The organism is Crateriforma conspicua (assembly GCF_007752935.1).
Taxonomy (GTDB): Bacteria; Planctomycetota; Planctomycetia; order Pirellulales; family Pirellulaceae; genus Crateriforma; species Crateriforma conspicua.
Genome location: NZ_CP036319.1, coordinates 1285002 through 1308650 on the forward strand (window position 1 = coordinate 1285002; position 23649 = coordinate 1308650).

Consider the following 23649-nt stretch of genomic DNA (forward strand, 5'->3'; position numbering starts at 1 on the left):
TCGCGAAAGCGAATTGTAATCTGCATCCCGATCGCGGTGTCCCCACCCAAGTCGCGACATCCTGACGCCAAAGAATGTTTGACTCCTTTGACGTTTCCTAAATCCCCCGGCGGCGGCGCACCTGAACGACACCGGGCCCCGCGGGCATCGTCACGCGGGTCATTTAGTGTCGCGTCAAACCCAATTGCTTGAGACGGCTGCGCAGGGTCGGGCGACTGATGCCCAGACGTGCACTGGCCTCGCTCAAGTTTCCTTGCGTCGCTTTCAACACTTGCTCGATCAACACGCGATCGACTTCATCGTGAATGTCACTGCTGATGGAAAACGAACCGGCCGCCAAACGCGAAGCGATCAGCCGCGAAAGATCGCTTCGCCAATCTGACGATGACGGCGTGGTGATGTCATGTTTCGGGTCGCGATGAAAGGACGGCGGCAAGAACGCCGGGACGATCACCGGCCCGCTGGCTTTCAACAGGGTTTGTTTGATCACGCCCTGCAATTCACGAACGTTGCCGGGCCAATGATGCTGGCACAGTGACTGCATTGTTTCGGGCGCTATGCTGATGAACTCTTTGCCCAGTTGCCTGGCAAATGCAGAAAAAAAGTGTTCGATCATCAGGGGGACGTCATCGCCACGTTCCCGCATTGGTGGCAACCGAATCGTGAACTCGTTCAAGCGATAAAACAGATCGCTGCGGAAACTGCCGTCGCCGATAGCGGATTCCAGATCGCGGTTGGTCGCCGCCAGGATCCGCACATCGGTTTTGATGGGCTTCGATCCGCCGACCCGTTCGAATTCCTTTTCCTGCAGCACACGCAACAGCTTGGTTTGCATGACCGGTGACATGTCGCCGATTTCGTCCAAGAAAAGCGTGCCTTTGTCGCAAATCTCGAACTTGCCGATTCGCCGTTGGTCGGCACCAGTGAAGGCGCCCTTTTCATGCCCGAACAGTTCGCTTTCCAGCAGGTTCTCGGGAATTGCGGCACAGTTGATTGCATGAAAGACTTGATCGTGTCGATGGCTGTGTTGATAAATCGCCCGTGCGACGACTTCCTTTCCGGTTCCCGTTTCGCCAAGGATCAATACCGCAACGTCCTTGGATGCGACACGACCGATGGAACGAAAGACTTCGACCATGGCGTCGCATCGGCCCAAGACCTGATCGGCCGCGGCAGTGTGCATCGGTTTGTCGCTGGGCAATACCGCCGGACGTCGTGCCATGCGACTGGTTTCCAACGCCGAATCGATCAACGGCAGAATCTCGTCCGGTTCGAACGGTTTGGTCACGTAGTCGAAGGCCCCGTTGCTCATCGCCGTGATTGCGGTTTCGGCCGTACCGTGACCGGTGATCAAGATGACAGGGATCCGGCGATCGATTTCACGCAGTTCGCTGGCTGCCGCCAGCCCGGATCGATCGGGCAATTGGATATCACACAGCACCGCATCGGGACGCGATTGACGGAAGATGTTGATCCCGTGTTCCGCAGTCGATGCGACCAACACCGTGTAATCAGGTTCCGGCAGGCACAGTTTCATGCACTGCAAAATCAGAGGGTCGTCGTCGATGACCAAGAGCGTGGGGGCAGTCATGGCGTTCATTCCGATTGAAATCGCATTTCGTAAGCGGTGATCGTTTGGTCGCAGTGCGGTCGATTCGTTGTCGGCACGGTGCAAGTGTTCGTGTGTGCGGTTTGTCGGGCGGTTCTTGTGTGCAATTCAAGGCGATGCCGGTTCGGCGGGCCGCTGTCGGTCAACGGGCGGGCAGCAGAACAGCGATGGTCGTGCCTTCGCCGGGCACTGATTTCACCTCCACCGCACCCCGGTGGCTTTTGATGATGCCCAGCGAAGTGGAAAGGCCAAGCCCTGTGCCTTGGCCACGTTCCTTGGTCGAAAAGAAGGGCTCGAAAATCCGTTCGCGATTCTCCGGTGCAATCCCGTGTCCCGTGTCGCTGACTTCGATGCGAACGTAGCGTCCCGGTGGCAGTGGCGTGAACGAAAACAACCGTTCCTTTGAGAATTCTTGAACTGAAGTCCGAATCGCCAGCGTGCCACCATCGGGCATCGCATCGCGTGCGTTGATGGCCAGATTCATCACCACTTGACTGATCTCCGTTTCATCACCGTGGATCATCGGCATCGCATCGGCGACCTCCAAACGCAAGTTGATACTGGGTTTCAAGGTTCGCTGTAAAATCGTCTCGGTGTCGTGCAAAACGCCTGCCAGATCCAGGTCGACATGTTGACCTTCACCCCCGCGTGCGAAGGTCAGCAGTTGATCGATCAGCCCCGCAGCACGCGATGCACCTTGGGTGATCGTGTCGATCAAGGCGTCTTGGTTGATCTTCGGATCATGCCGGGCCAGCATCTTGCTGCTCATCAGAATCGGCGTCAGTACGTTGTTCAAGTCATGGGCGATACCGCTTGCCAGCGTGCCCAGCGATTCCAAACGCTGGCGGCGACGGTCGACCGCTTGGAGCCGTTTGCGCTCGGCAAGGTCCAAATCCAAGACGACCACGCCATGGCATTGCCGACCGTCCATCACGCGAGTCCGTCGGCGTTCCAGATGGATCGATTTGCCGGCGGCGTTCTTCGCCCATACCTCGCCGTTCCAATGCTTGGCCCGGTCGTAGTGTTGCAATCGGCCGGATGCCTGTTCGTCGTCGCCAAAGCCCAAATCAATGACGCTATCGGCATTCCTGCCGATCATCTGTTCCGCGGGAATCCCGAATAACTTTTCGGCGCCGGCGTTCCAATACACCACCGCACCACTGGGGTCTTCGATGTGAATCGGTTCAGGGATCTCAGACAACAACGTCGTGTATCGCAATTGTTCTTTTCCGCTTTCGGATCGCAAACGCTTTTCAGCTTGCTGAGTCAAAAAAATCAACGCCAACAAACCGATCATCACCAGTTGTCCATAAACCAATAGTGAACGGATAAGCGTCCGGTGCCGCGACAGCAATGGTTTGACGGATTCAATGTCTTGGTCAATCAAGTCGATCACGGCGTTGGCGTGGTCGCGGTTACGCTTCAACGTTTCGGTCGCCTCCAATTGATCGTCGCCCTGGACGGGATGCTGGATGATGCGGCGTACCGCTTGCAGACTGGCCTGTGCCGTATCGGAACCGAATCGAAGTGCGGACTCGGAAAGCGAATGCTGTTCCAAGTCGGCCAGACGCATCACATCGTCGCTAGCGTCGGACAACCGTTGCTGGGCCAACGCTCGGTCGACTTCATTGCCGGTCACGTGGAACCGCCAAACGCGTGTGGTTGCCGACGAAATCACCCGTTGAAAGTCGCCCAAAGTGTTGCGGTACATGCGAGCGGATTCGATTCGCCGTTCCAGCCGATCGGTGTCGTCGATCCGGCGGACCCCGATCCACAGCGATCCGAGGGTGTAAATCAAGGTCAAAGCGACCGATGCTGGAAATAGAAATCGTTCGGCGGACATGCGCGATCCGAAGTGGACAAAACGGATTGGATTGATTCAGCGGGGTACGGCGGCGGGAAATCTTCGCCGTGCGAATTGGGGCACACCGTTTGCCAGCACAGGAAATTGTCCCCGCTGATCGGTCCCGCGGTGATTCGGGCATTGGTCCATCAAAGTCCTTTCGCGATTTTCTTTATGCTCAATTCGGAAGTCGATACGGCATCCAAAGCGGTGCTTTTCCGTCACGGCACACCATGGACCGGATGCGATTGGGCCACGGAGTTCGGGCCGCTGAAGCTGAATCTTCAGTGCATCCGCAGCCGTCAGGCGCGGACGGTCGCCAGCGCGACTCGTGGATTGGAAGCCGAACAGTGGCTCGCGGCGGCAAAATGGCTGGAAAAAGTCGAATCCGATGCAATCCGGGCGACGGAGCTTCGGCGACAGGCCGACCATGCGGATGGAAAAGGCGATGCGGGTGAAGCATTTTGGCTGCGCCGGGCGGCTGACGAGATCGAAGCGGAACATCGGCCGCATCAATCGGCCGGCCACTGAGGGGGCCGGGATTCTGGACCGGCATTCTGGGGCGAAATTTTTGCGGCGATGAACGCAATTGTTAAAACACGCATCGGCAATGAATTTGCCAAAACGGAAACGAGTTTGCCAGATTCTGGCGTCGACCCTGTGCCGGACGTCTGCGAAGATTCGCTTCGCGTGACCAAAACGTAATGAATCGAAGTTTGATGGAATTGAGTTGAACGCGTTTTTGCAGTTGCTGCGTCTGTTGGTCCGTGAGCCGTCAGTCGTGGGTGTGGAAGAGGCATTTTTTCGAATCGTTCGCCGCGAGCTCGAAGAACTGTCCATCAAGGTCACGCAATACTTTGGCGTTTTGGTGGCCGAAGGCGGGTGTCCCGACAGCCTGTATCTATCGGCGCATGTGGACCGTCACGGTTTGCTTTGCACCGGCCCCAACGAATTTCAGTATGCGGCTTTCATCGCGGGCAATCGGGGCGAACTGAACGGCGATTCGATTTCCGAGCAATTCATGGAACTGATCGCAGGCCGTTTTCATGGCGAACGTGTCAAAGCACATTCACCTCATACCGGGGTGTACTTGGGGCACGGCACGATCACCCAAGCCAACATTTGCCCGCGTCGTCGGAACTTGGTTTTTTCAGTCGACGGTTTGGAGTTCCTACAGCCCAACACGCCGGTGTCGTTCGTGGATCGGTTGGTCGTCGATGACCGAACGATCTCTGCACAGCTAGACAATGTCGTTAGCGTTGCCATGTTGATCGACCTTTTCCGCCGTGGATATCAAGGCACCGCCTTCTTTACCGCCGGTGAAGAAGCCGGACGAAGCTGGCGTTTCTTGGCTGAATGGTTCCAACGAACCAACCAATCGACCAACCGGCTGATCGTTTTAGACACCAGTCCGTTTCCATCGCTCAATGATTTAGAACACCAAGAGGTCGTTCTCCGGTGGCGAGACGCCAATGCCGAGTTCGATCGACGGCTGACCCTGGAGCTCAAGCGATACTGTGACGAGATGTCGATCAATTATCGATTCAAAGACGAGTACATCGACCTGATGAACCAGTCACGGGACAGCCCCATGTCACTGGGCCGAACCGAATTGGGCCGATTGATGAACGCCATCCCGACGTCGGTCAGTGGCACGACGTTGCAGTTGCCCACGACGTCGTACCACACCCAAGCGGAAACCGCCACGCTGGCCGGTGTTCGTTCGATGCTGAAACTACTGGATCGGATCGCCGGTCTGGAACAGCCTTGATCGTGTGGGTGGGGCTACAGCATCGGTTCCGCTGTAGCGTCTTTCTTGGGCGATTTGTTTAGCTTCAGCAGACGCGAACCGATATCGCTGCGGACAAACGCGTACATCATGATCGTCAACAGGCCCAGCAGTGATGCCGCCAGCGGCTTGCTGTATTCAATCGCTTCGAACACGCTGGCTTCACCGGGGGCGGGCGGTTCCAAAGGCGGTACGGGCATGCCGTATTTTTCGGCGATGTCGGCAATTTGCGCGAAGTGAATGACGGGGACGCCGCGAAGGATGAAACGCGGCATGATCCCATCGGTCTGGCGGATTTGTACGGGAGGAATCAAGTTCAGGCCTGGTGAAAACATCTGCTTGCCCAGCGTGCGACCGACCGAAACCGTTCCGGCGCCGACGTTGATGTACGCTTTGATCGGCTGGCTGCCGGCGTGCTTGTCATACAGATTCATTCGTTCTTCCACGGACGCTTCGAACGTCGTGGCCTCCAATAGGGACAGCCCGTTTCGTGAGATGCCCTCCTCGATTGCTTGACGTCCACCATCGCTCAATCCCAAGCCGCGGTCTTCAAAGCCGCCGATGGATGCCGCGATCGCACGTGACCGAAAGACGCCTTGGTCGACAAGGATTCGTTCCATATCGATCCACAACAGGTCGGGCAAATTGGCACCCCACTGGGATGCGGCGCCGCTGGTGATGATGATCGGTTTCAAATTCATCGTTTCCGCGGCCGCATAGACGCATGCGTTGATACCGGGGAACGATCCACTGACCCCGATTGCGATCGTGTCGCCGTTTTCGACGCCGGCGTCACGCAGCATTTGCACTGCGACGGCGGCAAAGTTGGGATTGATACTGGTCCGCTTGGCCGTGACATCACCCGACAAACTGGTCACTTCGCTCATCGCGATGCCCAGCACACCACTGTGGACCAAGTCCATCGTTTCATCGATTTCGTGGCCACGTTCGATCCGGGCGTCATAGATGACGTCGTACGCTTGCGATGCAAGTTTCGCGGCAGCCAGCTTTTCATCAAAGTTCGGCTGACGTTGTTGGACACGAAAGTTTTCGACCAGGGTCAAACCGGCCAACGATGTCAAACCGATCAAGAACAGTCCGGTGCGTGAAACGGCTTTGGGACGCCAATAGACTTTTTTCATGGATGAATTTGGGGCAGGCAAATCGCCTGTGAATTTCTAACGAAGGTGGTGGATGAACGTAGGAGAGAAATCGATGCTTGCGTTCGCGTCTTCCGCGGTCACGGCATCAAGCCAAGGCAGCGCCATAGATCAAAATCAGAACCATACGAATCGCGACCGACGCAGTGAAAAGTGCGGATATGGTTTCCAGCCATCCTTGACGATCCATCCAAATCGCGATCAGTCCAGGCAAGATATAGCCCACCACTTGTGCGGTCGCGTCGCCGGTCGCGAACAGATCAACACTGACCAAATGTTCTGTCGGCATCATGTCCATCAATAGTCGAACACTGTATCCCATCAAAATCATCAGGACCGTCCGGCGACGACCAAAGATGATGATAAAGGTGCCCAGCGAGTGAACGATTAAGTACGTCGCCGCCGCGGCGACCAAGGTCAGGGCAACGTCCAGCGGTCGTCCCAGATTCAATGCAATGAAACCGGGGACGACCATACCGCCTGCGGCCAGACCGAAAAGCTCCGAGAAGATCAAGCTGATCACCAGGCCGACACCGACCGAGACCATCATTTGATCCGCAAATTCTGTCATCATCATGTTTGTGTTTATGCAGACGCTTTTCGTCTGCCTTTTGTATCGTGGAGATTGAAAAATTTGGTGGAAATCTGACATTGGCTCCGACGAATCGAAGACTTGGAGTCAACGTCACGCGTGTACGGATTGAACGACGCGGCTATTTCAATTCGCGTCGGATGCTGCGGTTGGCAAAGTGTCGAACCAAATCCAGGCCGATACCCGCAATGTTGGCCATACCCATGACCAGGCTGCAGCGTTCGGATAATTCGACAATGATCTCGAACACTTGATCCACCGGTTGGTCTTCGGCAAAGACAAGCTTCATCGGATCCATGCCGGCCGACGTCGCAGCGCGGGCGAAGATGTACGTACCGGTTCCGATCAATAAGTATTTGTCCGCCGGCGGCCATGATGCCACGACACGACCCAATTGATCGCTGCGATCCGGACGGTCCAGTCGGCAGTTGAAGATCGCGATCCGACGATCGACACCCGGATATCGTTCCAGTGCCATTTCCCAAATGCGTTGGGTCGATTCCGGATCATTGGCGGCAAAACCGTTGACGAAGTTGATCTGGCGATGAAAGAAGTCCATCTCATAGGCCAACATCGCGCCGGGATCGGGCGGGGATTCCCACATGCCGCGAAGTGCCACACCACGATCGACACCCAGGTCCTGGCACACTTTTAAAGCCAGCGCAACGTTTTCGGCGTGTTCGACATAACAGAATCCGGCCAGGTCCAACGGGGTAATGGTCGCCACGTCAGATTCGGTCACCGGGATCGTTTCGGTGCCACGGTCATCGGCCGCGGCTTGAAAGACGTCCAGGTGGTCACGTTCGGCGGTGTACAGCTTGGTTCCGACGGGCACCATGCCCGCAAGAGCTTTAGCGACGTCACGCTCGGTCGGCCCCATCACATCCAAGTGATCTTCACGCGCGTTGGTGATCACGCCGTGTGTTGCACGGACTAGTTTGTCTTCGCATAACCACTGCAGAAACGGTATCAACGCCATGCATTCAATCACCAAGGCCTGGCATTCCAATTCCACAGCGGTGCGAACGATTCGGATCTGTTCAATGACATTGGCACGCGACGGACGAAACACGGGGTATTCGGTCCCGTCGGGCAGAATCATTCGTGGCAGCGTCCCCGTGGTCTTGCAACAAGTGCGGATACCGCCGGCGCGTAGGCCTGCGGCGATCAGGCGGGCGACGCTTGATTTTCCCCGAGTTCCGTTGACGTGGATGCGAATGGGAATCTGTTTCAGTGTTCGGCGGTGAACCAAAGATTCAACGACACCGCCGGCGATCACTGCGCCGGTGGTACCGAGCAGCGCAAGTTCGGCTGTCACGAATGAGGGATCCGATAAGCTTGAAAAGTGGGTGCGGCAATTGCCCGGATGCAACGTGGGGCAAACCGGAATGCCCGGACAAGTGACCGGTCCGAAAGCCAGGTTTGGCGACTGGACCGGCAGGCAAAAATCATGAACCGGGACGCTTTGCACCGGCCCGGTTGTTGCACAGCCAATCGCATCAGGCGTGCCAATTTTGTGATCGGACGCCGTGTGGATCGCAAGCGTCCTGCAATACGTCACTTTTAGGGCAATTTCAGAGCGATCGTGTGATCCGATTGCGTGACAAGTTGATGGCTTCGACGGCGGTGGCCCGGGAAGAGCGAAAGAAGTTTTCCAGGTTGGAAAGCCGTTTTCCAATGGCCGCCTTCGACTGAAAACGATAGTCATCACCACCCATATGGACTCATGATTTCACCCCATCCCATTCTTGATTTGACATGCACACTTTCACTGCACGATTTCAGCGTCGTGGACTACCAACACTTGCTTTCGGTATGCGAACAGCAACGACGAAACCGGTGGGTCGACAACGCCCGCGCGGTCTGCTTGATGCGATTGGAAAGGATCGACGAAGCTTTGGAAATCTTCCGTCGCATCGCCTTGAGCCCCGGCACTTGCGTCCTGCGTGGCGACTTGCCGGACGAGATCAAACTGAACTACGCTTCCGCCTTATTGGCGAAGGGGCAGTTGATCGGCGCCTTGGACGTATTGGATGAACTGGGGGATCCGAACCAGTGGATGGCGATTCAGATTCGTTGCGTCTTGTTGGATTGGGAAAAATCGCTTCCCTGGTGGAAAAGGATCCTTTGGCGAGCCGGACGTCTGGAGTTTGCCACACCGGTTTCGGTGGATTTTGAACTCGGCGTTTGGCCGCCCGCGGGAGTGTCGATTCCCGGGCGATCGATCGACCGTGCTGGCACCTCTGATGGGTTCGGTCGCATTACCGGTGACGACAAAGCGGATCCCGCATCCGTCCCGCTTTAACTGTCGGTGTGGCCGCGGTTTTTTTGATTCGCGTCATCCGAGGTGACCGTCATCTCACGTCGTTCATACCCAATCAAGACGCAAAGGAACTGTCCCGCTGATTTCGTTTGTCTTTATCCTGATCGGATTGTTGTTGCTGGTCGGTGGCGGCGAGTTTTTGGTCCGTGGTGCGACGTCGATCGCAGCCGACATGAGGGTTTCAGCTCCGTGTCGATGAAGCAGCGGTGGCTGTCGCCCGTTTTCGCCGGGCGAATCGCATCGCCTTTTGACGTTGTCGTTTCCACGCGTCCAACATCGAACTGGCACTTCGATACCGATGCCTGGGATTCAGTTCCAGCGATTTGCGGATCACGTCAACGGCATCGCGGTGCAATCGCCGTCGCAAGTTTTCGGTTCCCGGAAGCGGCCACTGAAATGGATACTCCGCCCAGCGACCGGCAAAGATCCGGTGCGAAATCAGCCCAATTGAAAAAACATCGCTTCGCGGGGAAGGACGGCCCATCGCCTGTTCGGGAGCCATGTAGCCGACCGTTCCCGTGCCCGCGCCGGTCATCGTTTTCGACCCGGCTTTGGCGATCCCAAAGTCTGTCAAACGCAATGTCTGGGCGCCGAATAGCAGCACGTTCTCGGGTTTAATGTCGCAGTGAACCACACCCGAATCGTGGGCATAGGCGACCGCGTCAAGCAGTTGGGTTACATAGCCGTACGCGGTTTCGAATCGGATCCGCTTTTGCAAGCGTTCTGCTAGGGTCTGGTCCGCCAGCGGTGTGACGATCACCAAGTGGCCTTCAATGATGCTGGCGTCTCGAATCGGCAGAATGCCGGGATGATCCAGCCGCATGGTCAAACGAACTTCGCGGCGAAAGTCATCCAACACGGCATCGTCATTGGCTGCATGGTGCAGCACTTTCAGCGCGACTTGTATTCCCAGCAGCGTGTCGGTTGCCGCGAACACCTCCGCAAAACCACCCGACCCGATACGCCAATTCAAACGGTATTTTCCCAGCCGAGATCCCACCCGAAGTCCGCCCATTTTGCTTGGACGTCGGGAGGATCGCTTCGTGCTGGGGTTCCACGTCGTTGCGGACAAAGAATCAGTTCCTTCTTGCTGATTGGAAATTAATTTTCCACGGCCGTCCTCGTGGCATCGCGGTGGACAGCAAAAACAATGGGATTTGCGGCGACTTGTGGCGCCGCGGCATCGTTTGGCACAGCGCGTGCCAATGGAGATGACTGCCAATGTGTGATGGCAGTTGCGCGACCCGACGGGTCGCTTTCATGTCGGTGCTTGTCGGCGACGATCCACGAAGGAAATTCGTCCGTTGAATCTTTCGATTCCCATTCAAATCCGCCCCCAACCGACCGATGCAACCTGCGGTCCGGCCTGCTTATCGGCGGTCTATCAATACTGGAATGTTCCCGTGGACCAATTGCCCAGCGTCGACCCGATGCCGGGATTACCCGGGGGCGGAACGCTGGCGGTTCACTTGGCGCTTGACGCGTTGCAACGGGATTTGGACGCAGCGATCACGACGTTCAACTTGCAGCTTTTCGATCCGACATGGTTTCACCATCAAGGAGAACCGTACTTCGGCGAATTCCTATGCGAGCGTCTGGAATTGCAGATGCGACGCAAGCGATTCGATAGCGAAGCGGATCAAGTTCGTTTGACATTGTCGACCGAAGCCTATGTGCGTTTCTTGCAGTTGGGCGGTCGATTAAGGATGCGTCCGCTGGAAGAAGTCCTGATCACCCGACCGCTTTCGCGGCGCATTCCCATTCTGTGCGGGCTGAGCGCGACCTATCTTTACAACGAAGCGAGGGAACGCAGTGTGCAGCCCTTGTGCCCGATCGACGATCTGTCGCCGTCGTCAGTTCCCGATGACGTTGGGGGGTATCCGGTGGGGCACTTTGTCGTTTTGTACGGGTTTGACGCGGCCAGTGGCGAAGTCGAAATCGCCGATCCGATGCACGAAAACCCATTTACAGATTCGCACCATTATCGTGCATCGTTTTCCACGTTGGCCGCTGCGTTGTTGTTGGGCATCGTGACGTATGACGCGAACCTATTGACGATCGCACCTCGAGACATCCGGTCATGAAGACGTTGTTGGTGTTGGATCCCGATGATGGATGGATCGCAAACGCGTTGGCCGAAAATCAGGACCGGTTACAGATCGTCACTCCGACGCAATATCTGTCCGGGGCGGTCACGTCCCGCGGTGACCGTGTTCGGGTGTGTAATCTGTGTCGCGGCTATCGCTATCAGTCGATGGGCTACTACGTTTCCTTGTTGGCCGAAGCGCGAGGTCACCGACCGTTTCCCGATGTGTTGACGATCGGTGACCTGTCACTTGCGCGTTCGGTTCGCATGGTGCCCGACGGACTGGAAGACCTGATTCAAAAGTCGTTGTCACCGTTGGCATCCGATGACTTTATCCTCAGCGTCTATTTTGGTGAAAACCTTGCCAAGCGATATGAACGACTCGCACGTTCTATCTATTCCCAGTTCAACGCGCCGTTGATTCGCTGTCGTTTCAAACGACGCAAGAAAACTTGGCGTCTGGCGCAGGTGTCGGCGATCGCCGTCAGCGATGTTCCCGACAGCCATCGTGACTTCGTTGCCGAAGCCGCACGGCGACACTTTGACCGTGTTGCGGTTACCAAAGCCAACTATCGACCGCCCCGATACGATCTGGCGATCCTTCACAACCCTGACGAAGGAGACCTGGCGCCATCGTGTGAAACGGCCCTGAAGCGTTTGATCAAAGCTGCCGCACGTGAAGACATGCGGGCCGAATTGGTCACAGTAGCCGATGCGGGCCGATTGTTTGAATTCGATGCGTTGTTGATTCGTGAAACCACTTCGGTCAATCACCATACGTATCGACTGGCGCGTCGCGCGGAATCCGCGGGGATGGTGGTCATTGACGATCCCACATCCATTCTGCGTTGCACCAACAAAGTGTATCTGGCCGAGTTGATGCAGCGGGCCAAAATTCCCGCGCCACCCACGACCATCATCCATCGGTCCAACGCCCAGGATTGGATCCGACAAGCCGATTATCCGTGTGTTTTGAAACGTCCCGATAGTGCGTTTTCCCAAGGCGTATCCAAAGCCGAAAACGCGAACGAACTGGAACGTTTGCTGCATGAGTACCTGTCCGATTCCGAATTGGTCATCGCACAGCCATTCATGAAGACCGACTTTGATTGGCGGATCGGATTGTTGGATGGCGAAGCGTTGTTCGCCTGCAAGTACTACATGGCCAAGGGGCATTGGCAAATTGCCAAACACGGCGATGCCAGCGCCAAAACCCGCTTTGGAAAATGCGAAACGATTCCCGTTGAACTGGCGCCGAAAAAGTGCGTCATATTGGCCAAGAAAGCGGCGGGCTTGATCGGAAACGGTTTTTACGGCGTCGACATCAAAGAATCGGACGGCGAATTCTATGTCATCGAAGTCAACGATAACCCGAACTTGGACGCCGGCGTGGAAGACAAGGTCTTGGGCGTTGAATTGTACCGGCGGATCGTTCGATCTTTGGTTCGTCGCTTAAACCGCGAATAGCCTGCCTTTTCCACCGCCATGCCGACTAGACCCGCACGATACGGCGGGCGCGACTTGCTCGAACGAGTTTCCGAAAACATCAATCTTCTCTTTCAACTTCTTCTATGACGCTACAATTCTTCGAAGCCTATGGCATCGAGCTGGAATACATGTTGGTGGATGCTTCAACACTGGATGTTCGCCCGATGGCCGACACCGTGTTGGGAATGTTGAACGGTGGACAAATCACGGGTGATGTTAAGCGTGGCCCAGTGACTTGGTCCAACGAATTGGCGATGCACGTGCTGGAACTGAAAGTCGGTACGCCGAACAAACGCTTGGCAACGCTGGCGGGACAGTTTGAGCAGGCGATCATCGAGATCCGTGAAGTGCTGGAACGATGCCATTTGCGACTGCTGCCTACGGCGATGCACCCTTGGATGGACCCGCGTCGTGACGTCGTCCTGTGGCCACACGACTGCTACGAGATCTACCAAGGGTATGACCAGATCTTTGGATGCCGGTCTCACGGATGGGGCAACGTCCAGAGCGTGCATTTGAACGTGCCCTTCGACGGCGATGAGCAATTCCGGCGACTTCACGCGGCGGTCCGGTTGGTGATTCCCGTTCTGTCAGCCTTGACCGCTAGTTCACCGATCATCGGCGGCCAAGACACCGGGATCGCCGACAATCGAATGCAACAGTACTGTCGCCATTGCGATCTGATGCCCGCTTTGACTGGTTCGGTGGTGCCGGAAACGGTTCGCAGTGAGGCTGAATATGAACAAATGATTTTCCGGCCAATACGCGAAGCGGTCTCCAAATCCAAGTCGGCGTCGGTGATGGATCCGCAGTTCTTGAATGCTCGCGGAGCAATCGCACGATTCGACCGCGGGTCCATCGAGATTCGTGTCATGGACGTGCAAGAGTATCCGGGTGCGGACGTCGCTGTTTGCGCAGCGATCATCGCGGTGCTGCGGTTGTTGGTGGACGAGAAGTGGAGCAGTTTGGAGGAACAGGAACAGGTGGCCACGTCACGGTTGCGGTCCGTTTTGGACCGAGTGACGGTCGATGCGGAAATGGCCGTCATCGATGCGCCGGAGTATCTGAGGTGCTTTGCGATCGATGCCCCCAGTATTCGTGTGTCGGATCTGTGGAAGCACTTGTTGGGGGTCGCGCGACGGGAAGATTCGATGGTGGACAATCTGTTTGCACCGCTGGAGATCATTCTGCGTGATGGAACACTGTCGACCCGAATCCGGGCGGCGATCGACGGCGATGCCGATCCGGCAAACCTGCAAAACGTCTACGAACAGGTGGCCGATTGTCTGGACCGCTGGGAACCATTCCAGCCATGACGGGCCCCGCCGTGGTGAAGATTTTGGTCACTTGCGAACATGCGACGAATCGAGTGCCGCCGGAATTTTTCCGATGGTTAGATTCACCGGGAGCCCGGGCCGATTTGAGAAGCCATCGCGGGTACGATCCCGGCGCGGATGAAGCATCACGTGAACTAGCCGGGCGGTTGAAGTGTCACCGGATCGTCGGTCAGCAGTCGCGGCTGTTGATCGATTTGAATCGGTCCTTGGGCCACCAGGAGTTGTTCTCAAAGTACACCGTTGGTTTGGACCCGGCGATTAAAGAACGCGTCGTCGCCGACTATTACGAGCCGTATCGCCAACAGGTCCGTCAATGGATCGTCGATCAACCCAAAGGTTGTCCGGTCTTGCATCTGTCGGTCCACACGTTCACGCCGCGATACCGTGGAAAACACCGACAAGTGGATGTCGGTCTGTTATACGATCCGAAGCGTGAAGCGGAACGTCAGTTGTGCCAAGACTGGGCGAGACGTTTCCGTCGGCAGCAGAGGCAACTGTGTGTCCGCATGAATCAGCCCTATCGCGGAATCGACGACGGGTTCACCACCTGTCTGCGTCAACTTGATTCGTCTCCGCAGTACGCGGGTGTTGAAATCGAGATCAACCACCGCTTTTTCAAACACAACGCTTCGCGGTTCTTGTCGATCGTGCGAAGTTTGGCGGACAGCCTGCGCGCAATCCCATCAATGCCCTGGGCTGGAGCAACGCCGCCCGTCGCGGTATCAACACAGCCCCACTGAATGCAACGTGATCATTTCATCGCCCGGAAAGAAAATGACCGATTCGATTGACCTGAACGAATATGAAACCCAGTTGATCGTTCGTCCGATGCAGATCCAGGACTACGATCGTCTGGTGGCGATGCAGTGCGCATGCTTTCCGAACATGCATCCATGGGGACGCGACCAGATTGAATCGCAGTTGGCCATGTTTCCTGAAGGCCAAGTCGTGATTGAAATCGACGGGAAAGTGGTCGCGTCATCGTCCAGTCTGCGTCTGCGATACGACGATAACCTGGAATGGCACGATTGGAAAAAGTCGGCCGACGGCGGCTACATTCGAAACCATCAACGCGACGGTGATGTGTTGTACGGGATCGAAATCATGGTCGACCCGCAATACCGTGGCATGCGGTTGTCGCGGCGTTTGTATGACGCACGTAAAGAATACTGCGTTGCAAACAACATCCAACGGATGATCGTCGGCGGACGGTTGCCGGGGTATCACTTGTGTGCCGACAAGATGAAGGCCAGTGAATACGTCGACCGGGTGATGAAAAAGGCGATCTATGATCCGGTGTTGACGGCCCAAATCGCCAACGGGTTTTCCTTACAGGGATTGATCCCCAACTACTTACCGTCGGACAAGGAAAGTTGTGGTTATGCAACCTATTTGGAATGGCGAAATCTGAACTACGTGCCCAAATCAAAACGGGTGCTTCGCCGGATCGTCGATTCGGTTCGCATCGGCGCGGTTCAGTATGAAATGCGTGCGATCGACAGCTTTGATGACATCGCCAAACAGGTTCGCTACTTTGTGGATGTCGCGGGCGACTACAAGTGTGACTTTGTCTTGTTCCCCGAACTGTTTTCGGTCCAATTACTTTCCACGCTTCCCAACATGCGACCGGGCGAAGGCGCCAGACGGCTGGCCGAATTCACGCCGCAGTTGTTGGAACTGTTCGCGGACTTGGCCGTGTCTTATGACGTGAACTTGATTCCCGGTTCGCATTTAGTGTTGGAAGACGAACACCTTTACAACGTCGCGTTCTTGTGTCACCGCGACGGCAAGATTGACAAGCAATACAAGTTGCACATCACGCCGTCCGAACAACGTTGGTGGGGCGTCGAAGCGGGGAACGAACTTGGCGTCTTTGATACCGATTGCGGCAAGGTGTCGATCCAGATTTGTTACGACTGTGAGTTTCCGGAATTGGGGCGAATCGCGGCCGATCAAGGTGCCAACTTGATCTTTGTCCCGTTCAATACCGACACCCGCAGCGGATACCTGCGAGTCCGGCAGTGTGCGGCGGCACGCTGTATCGAGAACGAAGTCTTCGTCGCCATCGCCGGTTGTACGGGCAACCTGCCGTTTGTCGAAAATGCCGACATCCACTATGCGCAATCGGCGATTCTGACTCCGTGTGACGTCACCTTCGCGCGAGACGGGATCGGTGCCCAAGCGAACGAGAACATTGAAACGGTGATCATCCACGATGTGGATTTAGAACTGTTGCGTCGCCATCGAATCGGTGGGACGGTTCGCAACTGGAACGATCGTCGAACCGATCTGTATGACGTCGTGGTGCGGACCCCCGGCGATGGATCAGCCTGACGCTTTTATCTGTTCCAAGACATCTTTGGTCGCGACCGGATCGATTTCCGGTAGTGGGCTGTCGTCCCGCGCGAAGAACATCAAGTGTTGCCAGGGAAGTTGGTTGTATTCACGGACCAACTTCAGCCCGTTGGCGTTGTATTCACGGATGATTTGCCGCTTGGACATTTTGTGAAGCGGTTTGATTGGAACCGTCGGGTCTTCCGCACGATATTCGAACAACGCGACGACGCCTTTGGGCTTCAGGCTTCGCCGAATCGACCACAGCATTGATTCGGGATGTGAGAATTCGTGATAGACGTCGACCATCAATAGCAAGTCGACTTGCCCGGCTGGAAGTTTGGGATCGTTGATGCGGCCCAGGATCGGTTGGACGTTATCGACGTCGGCGCGTCGTGAACGAGCGGCCAACTTTTGCAGCATCTGCGGTTGGATGTCGACGGCCAGCACACGTCCGTCGGGAGCAACATCGCGGGCCATCGGCAAGGTCCAAAAACCGTTGCCGCAACCCAGGTCGCACACCACCATGCCGGGTCGCAATTGAAGTTGGTCGAATCCTTCGCGGACGCTTTCTTCTTCTTCACGTTCGGGACGGATCAGCCAAGACGCACCACGATGGGACATCGGCTGGGCGACGATGCGATCCAAATAAACCCGGCGGGCGGATTCCTTGGGCGGGGCATCGGACGTATCGGATGCGGATGGTGATTCAGACAACAGTGCGTCTTGTGCGACGCACAAATGGGTGGACGCCGGCATCAGGGATGCGGTGAACAGCCACGCGGTGACCAAGAGAATGCGCGGCCGGCTATTCTTCCGAGGATGCCAATTCGAAGACCGGCTGGAACGCTTCGTCAAAGTCATACACGTCATCAAAATCTTCCCGCCGGTCGGTATCGCTTTTCCGCATCTGTTCGATGCGGATCAGATTGTAGACGACTTCGCCAAGATCACTGGTGGTGTAGACGCCCCAGCTGTTTAAAACGATTTTGGCCAAGTAGCCGTATTGTTCCAGCGAGTACAGTCGACAGGCTTCGCAAAGCTGTTGGCCGGTCAGATGGCGGACGTCGTCGGCGTCGGTGGGCATGTCGCCGATCCGGATCTGGTCGGCGTGTTCATGGGCGTACTGCAAGGATTCGCGGATGAACTGATAGGCTTCCAGTTTGAAACGTGGATCATCCTTTAACAGCTTGCGCATCGCTTGCAGTGGCGAAGTCATGATCGTGCGGGATCCGGCGGGTGAATGATGGGCGACGGCGATTTACCGTCGGTGGCGACCCACGTTAGCGTTTCTGGCACCGCGGGCGGAGGGGGGAATTCCCTATTTTTGCTGAACCGTCAACACGTCGCTGGCGTTGATCAGGATACGTCGGCGGTCTTCGGTGCTGACCAACAACTGCCCGCTCAGGATTTCCTGGTTCAATACCACCATGGTACCGTCGCGGGTGACCACCTGGCTGCCGACCGGCGGCAACGCATCGGCCAGGGATTGATAGGTTTCGAATTCGTAGCGCAGGCAGCACTTTAGACGGCCACAGCGGCCGGAAATTTTGTTCGGGTCCAGCGTTGCTTTTTGCAGCTTGGCCATCTTCATCGACACCGGCGGCATCTTGGTCAGATGGTTGGCACAGCAGATCGGACGTCCGCAATCGCCATAGTCGGCCAAGATCTTTGCTTCGTCTCGGACACCGATTTGCCGCATTTCGATCCGCGTCTGGAATTCTTTCGCCAGGTCGCGGACCAGCTGCCGAAAGTCGACTCGCTGTGGTGCGATGAAGTAGACCACGACACGTTCGCCGCCCAAAATTTGTTCGACGTCGACCAATTCCATCTGCAGGTCCAGTGCGTCGACGCACCGTTGGCACGTGGCCATGGCGGCATCGGTCAGCGTTTTCAGATAGGCCAGTTGTTTGCGGTCGTCGACGTCTTGCAGCCGCAAAATTCGCCCCTGCGTTGATTCCTGCATTGCCGCGATTGCGACCGGCGTCGCCTGGCACAGCACGGTACCCGATTCGGTCCCCCGATCGGTTCGCACGATCACATCGTCGCCATATCCGAACGTGGTCTTGGCGGTCATCACCCCCAGCGTTCGCATCGTGCCGTATCGCACGACGTATTCCAGCGGCGCGGATGATTCACCCGGCGGTGGATCGTTGGGGGGCGATGGCGGCGGGGGTGTGGGCATGCGCGTGCAGTGTGGGGCAGCGGGCGAATCGGCCGGCGCGGCCAATCAGCGGCAAGACGGCATCGGTGGGCCGTCTTGCTGAGGCGGCCAGCGCGTCGGCGTTGCGTTTTAACGCTTGGCTTCGGCCAATGCCAGTAAAACATAGGCGGTGACCAGTTGTCGGTCGCCCTCCATCCAGCGTTCGCTTTGGTCGTTGACCCAAGATCCGTCGGCCTGCTGGCTGGATTCCAACTGGTTGACCAATTCGGCACGCCAGTCATGGGGTTTGCCTTCGGCGTCGTCCAACACTTCCACGCCGGCCGCCGCCAGGGCTTTGGCAAAGGTGTGGTAGTAATAGTACAGACCCTGGGCCCCCATGCCGGGATTGTGATCCAGCGTATAGTTGTCACGAATGAAATTCATTGCGGCGACCACACGCGGGTCGTCACGTGTCAGCCCGGCGTAGATCATGCTTTTCAAGCCTGCGTAGGTCATCGACCCGTAACTGCGCAGCCCGCCGCCGTCGGTTTCGCCGGCCTTGCTTTGTCCGCCGGCGGCCGGTGTGTAATAGAAGCCGCCGTCACCGATCTTGTCGGCAAATTCGGTGTTGTTGCCTTGGCCGTCCAGGTTTTGCGTCCGTAAAACAAAGGTCAACGCTTTGCGAATGCTCTCGTCGTCGGGGCCGTTGTCCAGTTCCCGCAATGCTTCGATCAAGAATGCCGTGTTGGACAAGTCGGGACGCGAATGGCTGCCGTAGCCTGCACCGCCGTACGCCGTGTCGTCCGATTCGGTGCCTTCGCCCTGGTCCCACTGGATGTCTTTCAAGAAGGCTTCGGCGCGTTGCAGTTGGCTGTTGTATCGATCGCCGATGTTGGGATCTTCGGACGCCTTGACCAACGCCATCACCGCTGTGGATGTTTCGTAATTTCGGTGCAGCGAACCTTTGCGATAGATGCCGCCATCGGGCTGGACCATGTCTTCCAAGTACTTCAGCGCTTTGCGAACGACCGGATCGTTGGTGCCCGCGGTGCCGCGATGTTCCAAGATCGCTCGGACGGCCAGCGCCGTGACCGCGGCTCCCGTTTCGCCGCTGAACGAACCGTCGTCGGCCTGGCCGCGTGCGCGCAAAAATTCGATGCCACGGTTGGCCATCTGGTCAATTCGCTGCTGCAAATCGGCCGATCGGTCGGCAGGATCGGCACGCAGCGTCGTCGCCGGCGGAATAACCGTCACGATGGCGAAAATTGCGGCGATCCGACCCAGACGGTTGCACCAAATCGACGGCGTCTGGCGACGTGGCGGCTGGGCGATCGACGGCGTTGCGGAAACGGAATCGGCGTGGTGCATGAACGAAGGCTCCCGTCTTTCGACAGTGGATGGTTGAAAACGTCACAGGCGTTGAAGTTCACGACTGTTTCAAACGTCAAGACCGCTGGGCAAAGTCGCGCATTTTAGCGGTTCATCAGTCCACTGTTTAGCAACCCACGTGCCTATGGCCGATCGACCAGATGAACAGGCGTTGTCCGGTCGGCGGTGCAGCCCAACGATTCGGGGTCTGCCGGCATTTCCCAGTTTTTGTGTTCATCGATTCGGTCGGAATGCATTCATGTCACGGTCTTCATCGTCCAATCGCACCAGTGATCGCCGGGGCCCGCATCGGGATTCCCAGGCGAACGCTGGGCCAGACGAAGCGGGGCCAGACGAAGCGGGGCCAAACGACGCGGGACCGGTGAACGCGAACGATGGGCAACGCCCGGGGGCTGTCCCGGGGACACATTGGCGGATCGATGGTCCGCATGTGGCGGATGCATTGCCAGACGGGCAGGCCCGAAAGTCTGCCGGAAGCGATCAATCGCGACCAGGCGATTTGTCCGACATCGCGTTGTCGGATTGGGGCCTTGGGGACGCCGGCCCGGGACGGATCGAGTCGACGCAGCGGTCGATCGATGACGACGTTTCGATCGATGATGGGGCCTTCATTGATGCTGATCGGCACGTTGCCGGTGACGGGCCACGTTTGACCGCCGAGGACGCCCTGCGGTTGCACGCGACCGACTTGGTGACGCGATTGCAGGCTTGGGCCGACCGACTGGACGCCCGCGAAGCCGATCTGAACGTGCGTCAGGCGGAATTGGATCGTCGTGAGCGGCGTGTCGATTCGATGACCCGCCAGGCCGCGATGGCTGCTGCTGTGACATCACCGCAACCGACGATCGACGCGGCCTTGTCGCCAACATTTCAGACAGCGGGCGATCGCTCCTGTGCCGCCGCCGCACGTCGGGTGGCGTTCGCGCTGGGGCACTTCGGCCGATCGCGGTGACCGGTGGCGGTTTGGACCGCCCCAAGCGGTGTTGGTCTCCCGGGTGCGTTCGGCATTCTGCTCGGGGGCAACGTCCGCTAGGACGCCCGGGCGAGTGCGGTAAGGCAAAACATCGCACCCGTTGCCACCGTCCCACCCAGCCGCGACAATCTTAGCCGCCCCGTGCCGCCATCGCGTCGGTCTGCTTTGGCCGATGATCGCGTCGGCACTCCTCGGGCCGCCAAGCACGTATCGGTGCGAGGTGATTTTTTGCATTCATCGTTCCTGAAACGTCGACCGCCTCTTTCGGAGTTATTCGCAACCATGCCTCGCCCCGTCACTTTATTCACCGGACAGTGGGCCGATTTGCCCATCAGTGAAATGGCCCGCATGACCGCCGATTTCGGATACGACGGAATCGAATTGGCGTGCTGGGGAGACCACTTCGAAGTCGACAAGGCGTTGGCCGAAGACGACTATTGCGACAACAAGCGATCGCTGTTGGACGACGCAGGATTGCAGTGTCACGCGATCAGTGCCCACTTGGTCGGCCAAGCCGTCTTGGACAACATCGACGAGCGACACCAGGCGATTTTGCCCGACTACGTTTGGGGCGATGGCGATCCGGCCGCCGTCAACGCACGTGCGGCGGAGGAATTGGCCAACACCGCGCGGGCGGCACAAAAGTTCGGTGTCGAAGTCGTCAACGGGTTCACCGGCAGCAGCATTTGGCACTTGCTGTACAGTTTTCCGCCGGTCCCGCCGTCGATGATTGACGCCGGGTTTGATCTGTTGGCCGAGCGGTTCAATCCGATCTTGGACGTGTTCGGCGAATGCGGTGTTCGCTTCGCTTTGGAAGTCCACCCGACCGAAATCGCGTTTGACATCTATACCGCTCAGCGGGCTTTGGAAGCACTGGATCATCGGCCGGAATTCGGTTTCAACTTCGACCCCAGCCACCTGATCTGGCAAGGCGTCGATCCCGTGCAGTTCATCCGCACGTTCCCCGATCGCATCTATCACGTGCACATCAAAGACGCGCTGGTCACCTTGGACGGACGCAGCGGAATCCTGACCAGCCACCTGAACTTTGGTGATTCACGTCGTGGATGGGATTTCCGCAGCCCTGGCCGAGGCGGTGTGAATTTCGAAGAAATCATTCGCGCTTTGAACGACATCAATTACCAAGGCCCGCTGTCGATCGAATGGGAAGACAGCGGCATGGAACGGACCTTCGGCGCCCGCGAAGCCTGCGAATTCACCAAGAAGCTGGACTTTTCGCCCAGCAATCGTGCGTTCGATTCGGCTTTCGACGAAGCCACGGCCTGATCCGCGACGATTTAGCTCAGGCCGGTGGACCTGTGCGGGGAATGTTCCCTTTTCACCGGCCTCGCTACGATTGAACGGGTAACGATCACCGGTGCGATGGTGGACCGCCACGCACCGCGGATCACGTTTGTGTATGACCCAAACGATCGGGCGACAAAGCAGCGGACCATGATTCATTTGACCGTCAACGGCGAACCCACGACCGTCGAAAAGGCGATGTCGGTTCGCCAGCTGTTGAACACCGTCGACGTCCCGCCGAACTATCTGGCGGTGGAAGTCAACGAAGAAGTCGTCCCTCGCGAAGACTATGACAACCACGTCGTGAACGACGGCGACCGCGTCGAAGTCGTCACGCTGGTGGGAGGTGGATGATGGCAACTGTGACAACACCCGATGACGTCCGCAATGATCCGGATCCCGATGGCGGCGGGCCCTTGATCGTCGGCAAGCATACGCTGGCCAGTCGGTTGATCGTCGGCACCGGTCGTTATGACACCATGGACCAGATGCGGGATTCGTTGGCCGCATCCGGTGCCGATTGTGTGACCGTCGCTGTGCGGCGTGAACGGCTGTACGACCGCGAAGGTCGCAACATTTTGGACTTCATCGACGGGGATCGTTACACGCTGTTGCCCAACACGGCGGGATGTTTCAACGCCGCCGATGCGATCCGCGCCGCCAAGCTGGGACGCGAAATCCTTCGCACCCTGGGCAACCCGGGCGCGGACTGGGTCAAGCTGGAAGTCTTGGGCGACAGCAAGACACTGCTGCCCGATCCGATCGAAACCGTGGCTGCGTGCCGCGAACTGGTCGACGATGGTTTCAGTGTGTTGTGTTACACCAGCGATTGTCCGGTGACCGCGTTGAAACTGAAGCAGGCCGGTGCCGCCAGCGTGATGCCCGCCGGCAGCCCGATCGGAAGCGGCCAAGGTCTGCTGAACATCAACAACTTGCGGATCATCTTGGAATACCTGAAGGACGACGATCCCGATTACCCGGTGATCATCGACGCCGGTGTGGGGACCGCCAGCGATGTCAGTGATGCATTTGAATTGGGCGCTGATGGGGTGTTGTTGAATACGGCGATCGCCCACGCCCGCGACCCGATCTTGATGGCCTCGGCGATGAAGCACGCCGCGATTGCGGGACGCCAAGCGTACCTGGCCGGGCGAATCCCGCGCAAGTTGTACGGGACCGCCAGCAGTCCGACCGAAGGCGTCATCAGCACACGCCCCTATGGGTCGCAGGCCTAGCGGGCCGATGTCATGCAAATTGACCCCGGCGGCCATCTTGTTT

22 protein-coding genes are annotated in these 23649 nt (G+C 57.4%); 12 read left to right on the forward strand and 10 right to left on the reverse strand.

What is annotated here, in order from left to right; all coding sequences use genetic code 11:
- Positions 1 to 163 precede the first annotated feature (163 nt).
- Both Mal65_RS04670 and Mal65_RS26935 read right to left on the reverse strand, forming a co-directional pair.
- On the reverse strand, positions 164 to 1591 hold the full coding sequence (locus tag Mal65_RS04670; RefSeq protein ID WP_196784567.1) for a sigma-54-dependent transcriptional regulator: 1428 nt from the start codon (positions 1589 to 1591) through the stop codon (positions 164 to 166).
- A 160-nt stretch (positions 1592 to 1751) separates the two neighbouring features.
- Entirely contained in the window at positions 1752 to 3452 is a 1701-nt protein-coding gene (locus tag Mal65_RS26935; RefSeq protein ID WP_196784568.1) for a two-component system sensor histidine kinase NtrB, read from the reverse strand.
- 174 nt (positions 3453 to 3626) lie between these two features.
- Here Mal65_RS26935 and Mal65_RS04680 point away from each other — a divergent pair, with 174 nt between their 5' ends.
- On the forward strand, positions 3627 to 3983 hold the full coding sequence (locus Mal65_RS04680; RefSeq protein WP_145294166.1) for a hypothetical protein: 357 nt from the start codon (positions 3627 to 3629) through the stop codon (positions 3981 to 3983).
- A gap of 199 nt (positions 3984 to 4182) precedes the next feature.
- Complete coding sequence (locus Mal65_RS04685) at positions 4183 to 5223, forward strand: peptidase M42 (RefSeq protein ID WP_145294168.1); 1041 nt, start codon at positions 4183 to 4185, stop codon at positions 5221 to 5223.
- A 14-nt stretch (positions 5224 to 5237) separates the two neighbouring features.
- Here the strand turns inward: Mal65_RS04685 and pgsW are convergent, their stop codons facing one another.
- The 3 genes from pgsW to pgsB all read right to left on the reverse strand — a co-directional run bounded on the left by pgsW (position 5238) and on the right by pgsB (position 8311).
- Entirely contained in the window at positions 5238 to 6383 is a 1146-nt protein-coding gene (pgsW, locus tag Mal65_RS04690; RefSeq protein WP_145294171.1) for a poly-gamma-glutamate system protein, read from the reverse strand.
- Between the two features lie 106 nt (positions 6384 to 6489).
- Positions 6490 to 6978, reverse strand: a complete 489-nt coding sequence (gene pgsC, locus Mal65_RS04695) for a poly-gamma-glutamate biosynthesis protein PgsC (RefSeq protein ID WP_196784569.1) — start codon at positions 6976 to 6978, stop codon at positions 6490 to 6492.
- A gap of 136 nt (positions 6979 to 7114) precedes the next feature.
- A complete protein-coding gene (pgsB, locus tag Mal65_RS04700) occupies positions 7115 to 8311 on the reverse strand; it encodes a poly-gamma-glutamate synthase PgsB (RefSeq protein WP_196784570.1) in 1197 nt (398 codons plus the stop codon).
- A 408-nt stretch (positions 8312 to 8719) separates the two neighbouring features.
- On the opposite strand from pgsB, the gene Mal65_RS04705 reads away from it, so the two are divergent.
- Complete coding sequence (locus tag Mal65_RS04705) at positions 8720 to 9298, forward strand: tetratricopeptide repeat protein (RefSeq protein WP_145294177.1); 579 nt, start codon at positions 8720 to 8722, stop codon at positions 9296 to 9298.
- A gap of 199 nt (positions 9299 to 9497) precedes the next feature.
- On the opposite strand, the gene Mal65_RS04710 is transcribed toward Mal65_RS04705, so the two are convergent.
- On the reverse strand, positions 9498 to 10289 hold the full coding sequence (locus Mal65_RS04710) for a serine/threonine-protein kinase (RefSeq protein WP_196784571.1): 792 nt from the start codon (positions 10287 to 10289) through the stop codon (positions 9498 to 9500).
- Positions 10290 to 10620: 331 nt separating this feature from the next.
- On the opposite strand from Mal65_RS04710, the gene Mal65_RS04715 reads away from it, so the two are divergent.
- From Mal65_RS04715 to Mal65_RS04735, 5 genes are all read left to right on the forward strand, one after another.
- On the forward strand, positions 10621 to 11400 hold the full coding sequence (locus tag Mal65_RS04715; RefSeq protein WP_196784572.1) for a cysteine peptidase family C39 domain-containing protein: 780 nt from the start codon (positions 10621 to 10623) through the stop codon (positions 11398 to 11400).
- Positions 11397 to 12869, forward strand: coding sequence for a RimK family ATP-grasp domain-containing protein (locus tag Mal65_RS04720; protein WP_145294182.1), 1473 nt, complete (start codon positions 11397 to 11399; stop codon positions 12867 to 12869). The genes Mal65_RS04715 and Mal65_RS04720 overlap by 4 nt, the downstream gene beginning before the upstream one ends.
- 104 nt (positions 12870 to 12973) lie before the next feature.
- On the forward strand, positions 12974 to 14206 hold the full coding sequence (locus Mal65_RS04725) for a carboxylate-amine ligase (protein WP_145294186.1): 1233 nt from the start codon (positions 12974 to 12976) through the stop codon (positions 14204 to 14206).
- Complete coding sequence (locus Mal65_RS04730; RefSeq protein WP_145294189.1) at positions 14203 to 14967, forward strand: N-formylglutamate amidohydrolase; 765 nt, start codon at positions 14203 to 14205, stop codon at positions 14965 to 14967. Before Mal65_RS04725 ends, Mal65_RS04730 begins: the two co-directional genes overlap by 4 nt.
- A gap of 34 nt (positions 14968 to 15001) precedes the next feature.
- Positions 15002 to 16561, forward strand: a complete 1560-nt coding sequence (locus Mal65_RS04735; RefSeq protein WP_145294192.1) for a carbon-nitrogen hydrolase family protein — start codon at positions 15002 to 15004, stop codon at positions 16559 to 16561.
- Here the strand turns inward: Mal65_RS04735 and Mal65_RS04740 are convergent.
- The 4 genes from Mal65_RS04740 to Mal65_RS04755 all read right to left on the reverse strand — a co-directional run bounded on the left by Mal65_RS04740 (position 16553) and on the right by Mal65_RS04755 (position 19877).
- Positions 16553 to 17320 carry a class I SAM-dependent methyltransferase gene (locus Mal65_RS04740; protein ID WP_196784573.1) on the reverse strand — a complete coding sequence of 256 codons (768 nt, stop codon included), beginning with the start codon at positions 17318 to 17320 and terminating at the stop codon, positions 16553 to 16555. The genes Mal65_RS04735 and Mal65_RS04740 overlap by 9 nt on opposite strands.
- 49 nt (positions 17321 to 17369) lie before the next feature.
- Positions 17370 to 17780 (reverse strand): Minf_1886 family protein, encoded by a 411-nt coding sequence (locus Mal65_RS04745; protein WP_145294198.1) that lies wholly within the window; start codon positions 17778 to 17780, stop codon positions 17370 to 17372.
- 102 nt (positions 17781 to 17882) lie between these two features.
- The gene (locus Mal65_RS04750; protein ID WP_196784574.1) at positions 17883 to 18746 is read right to left on the reverse strand and encodes a PSP1 domain-containing protein; all 864 of its coding nucleotides are present in this window, start codon (positions 18744 to 18746) and stop codon (positions 17883 to 17885) included.
- Between the two features lie 108 nt (positions 18747 to 18854).
- Positions 18855 to 19877 carry a prenyltransferase/squalene oxidase repeat-containing protein gene (locus tag Mal65_RS04755; protein WP_196784842.1) on the reverse strand — a complete coding sequence of 341 codons (1023 nt, stop codon included), beginning with the start codon at positions 19875 to 19877 and terminating at the stop codon, positions 18855 to 18857.
- Positions 19878 to 20454: 577 nt separating this feature from the next.
- On the opposite strand from Mal65_RS04755, the gene Mal65_RS04760 reads away from it, so the two are divergent.
- The 4 genes from Mal65_RS04760 (at position 20455) to Mal65_RS04775 (ending at position 23606) form a co-directional block, all read left to right on the forward strand.
- Positions 20455 to 21045, forward strand: coding sequence for a hypothetical protein (locus Mal65_RS04760; RefSeq protein ID WP_145294203.1), 591 nt, complete (start codon positions 20455 to 20457; stop codon positions 21043 to 21045).
- 303 nt (positions 21046 to 21348) lie between these two features.
- Complete coding sequence (locus Mal65_RS04765) at positions 21349 to 22353, forward strand: sugar phosphate isomerase/epimerase family protein (protein ID WP_145294206.1); 1005 nt, start codon at positions 21349 to 21351, stop codon at positions 22351 to 22353.
- A 168-nt stretch (positions 22354 to 22521) separates the two neighbouring features.
- Positions 22522 to 22725: a sulfur carrier protein ThiS gene (gene thiS / locus Mal65_RS04770; protein WP_145294209.1), complete on the forward strand. Its 204-nt coding sequence runs from the start codon at positions 22522 to 22524 to the stop codon at positions 22723 to 22725.
- Positions 22725 to 23606 (forward strand): thiazole synthase, encoded by an 882-nt coding sequence (locus Mal65_RS04775; protein WP_145304678.1) that lies wholly within the window; start codon positions 22725 to 22727, stop codon positions 23604 to 23606. Before thiS ends, Mal65_RS04775 begins: the two co-directional genes overlap by 1 nt.
- Positions 23607 to 23649: the final 43 nt, after the last annotated feature.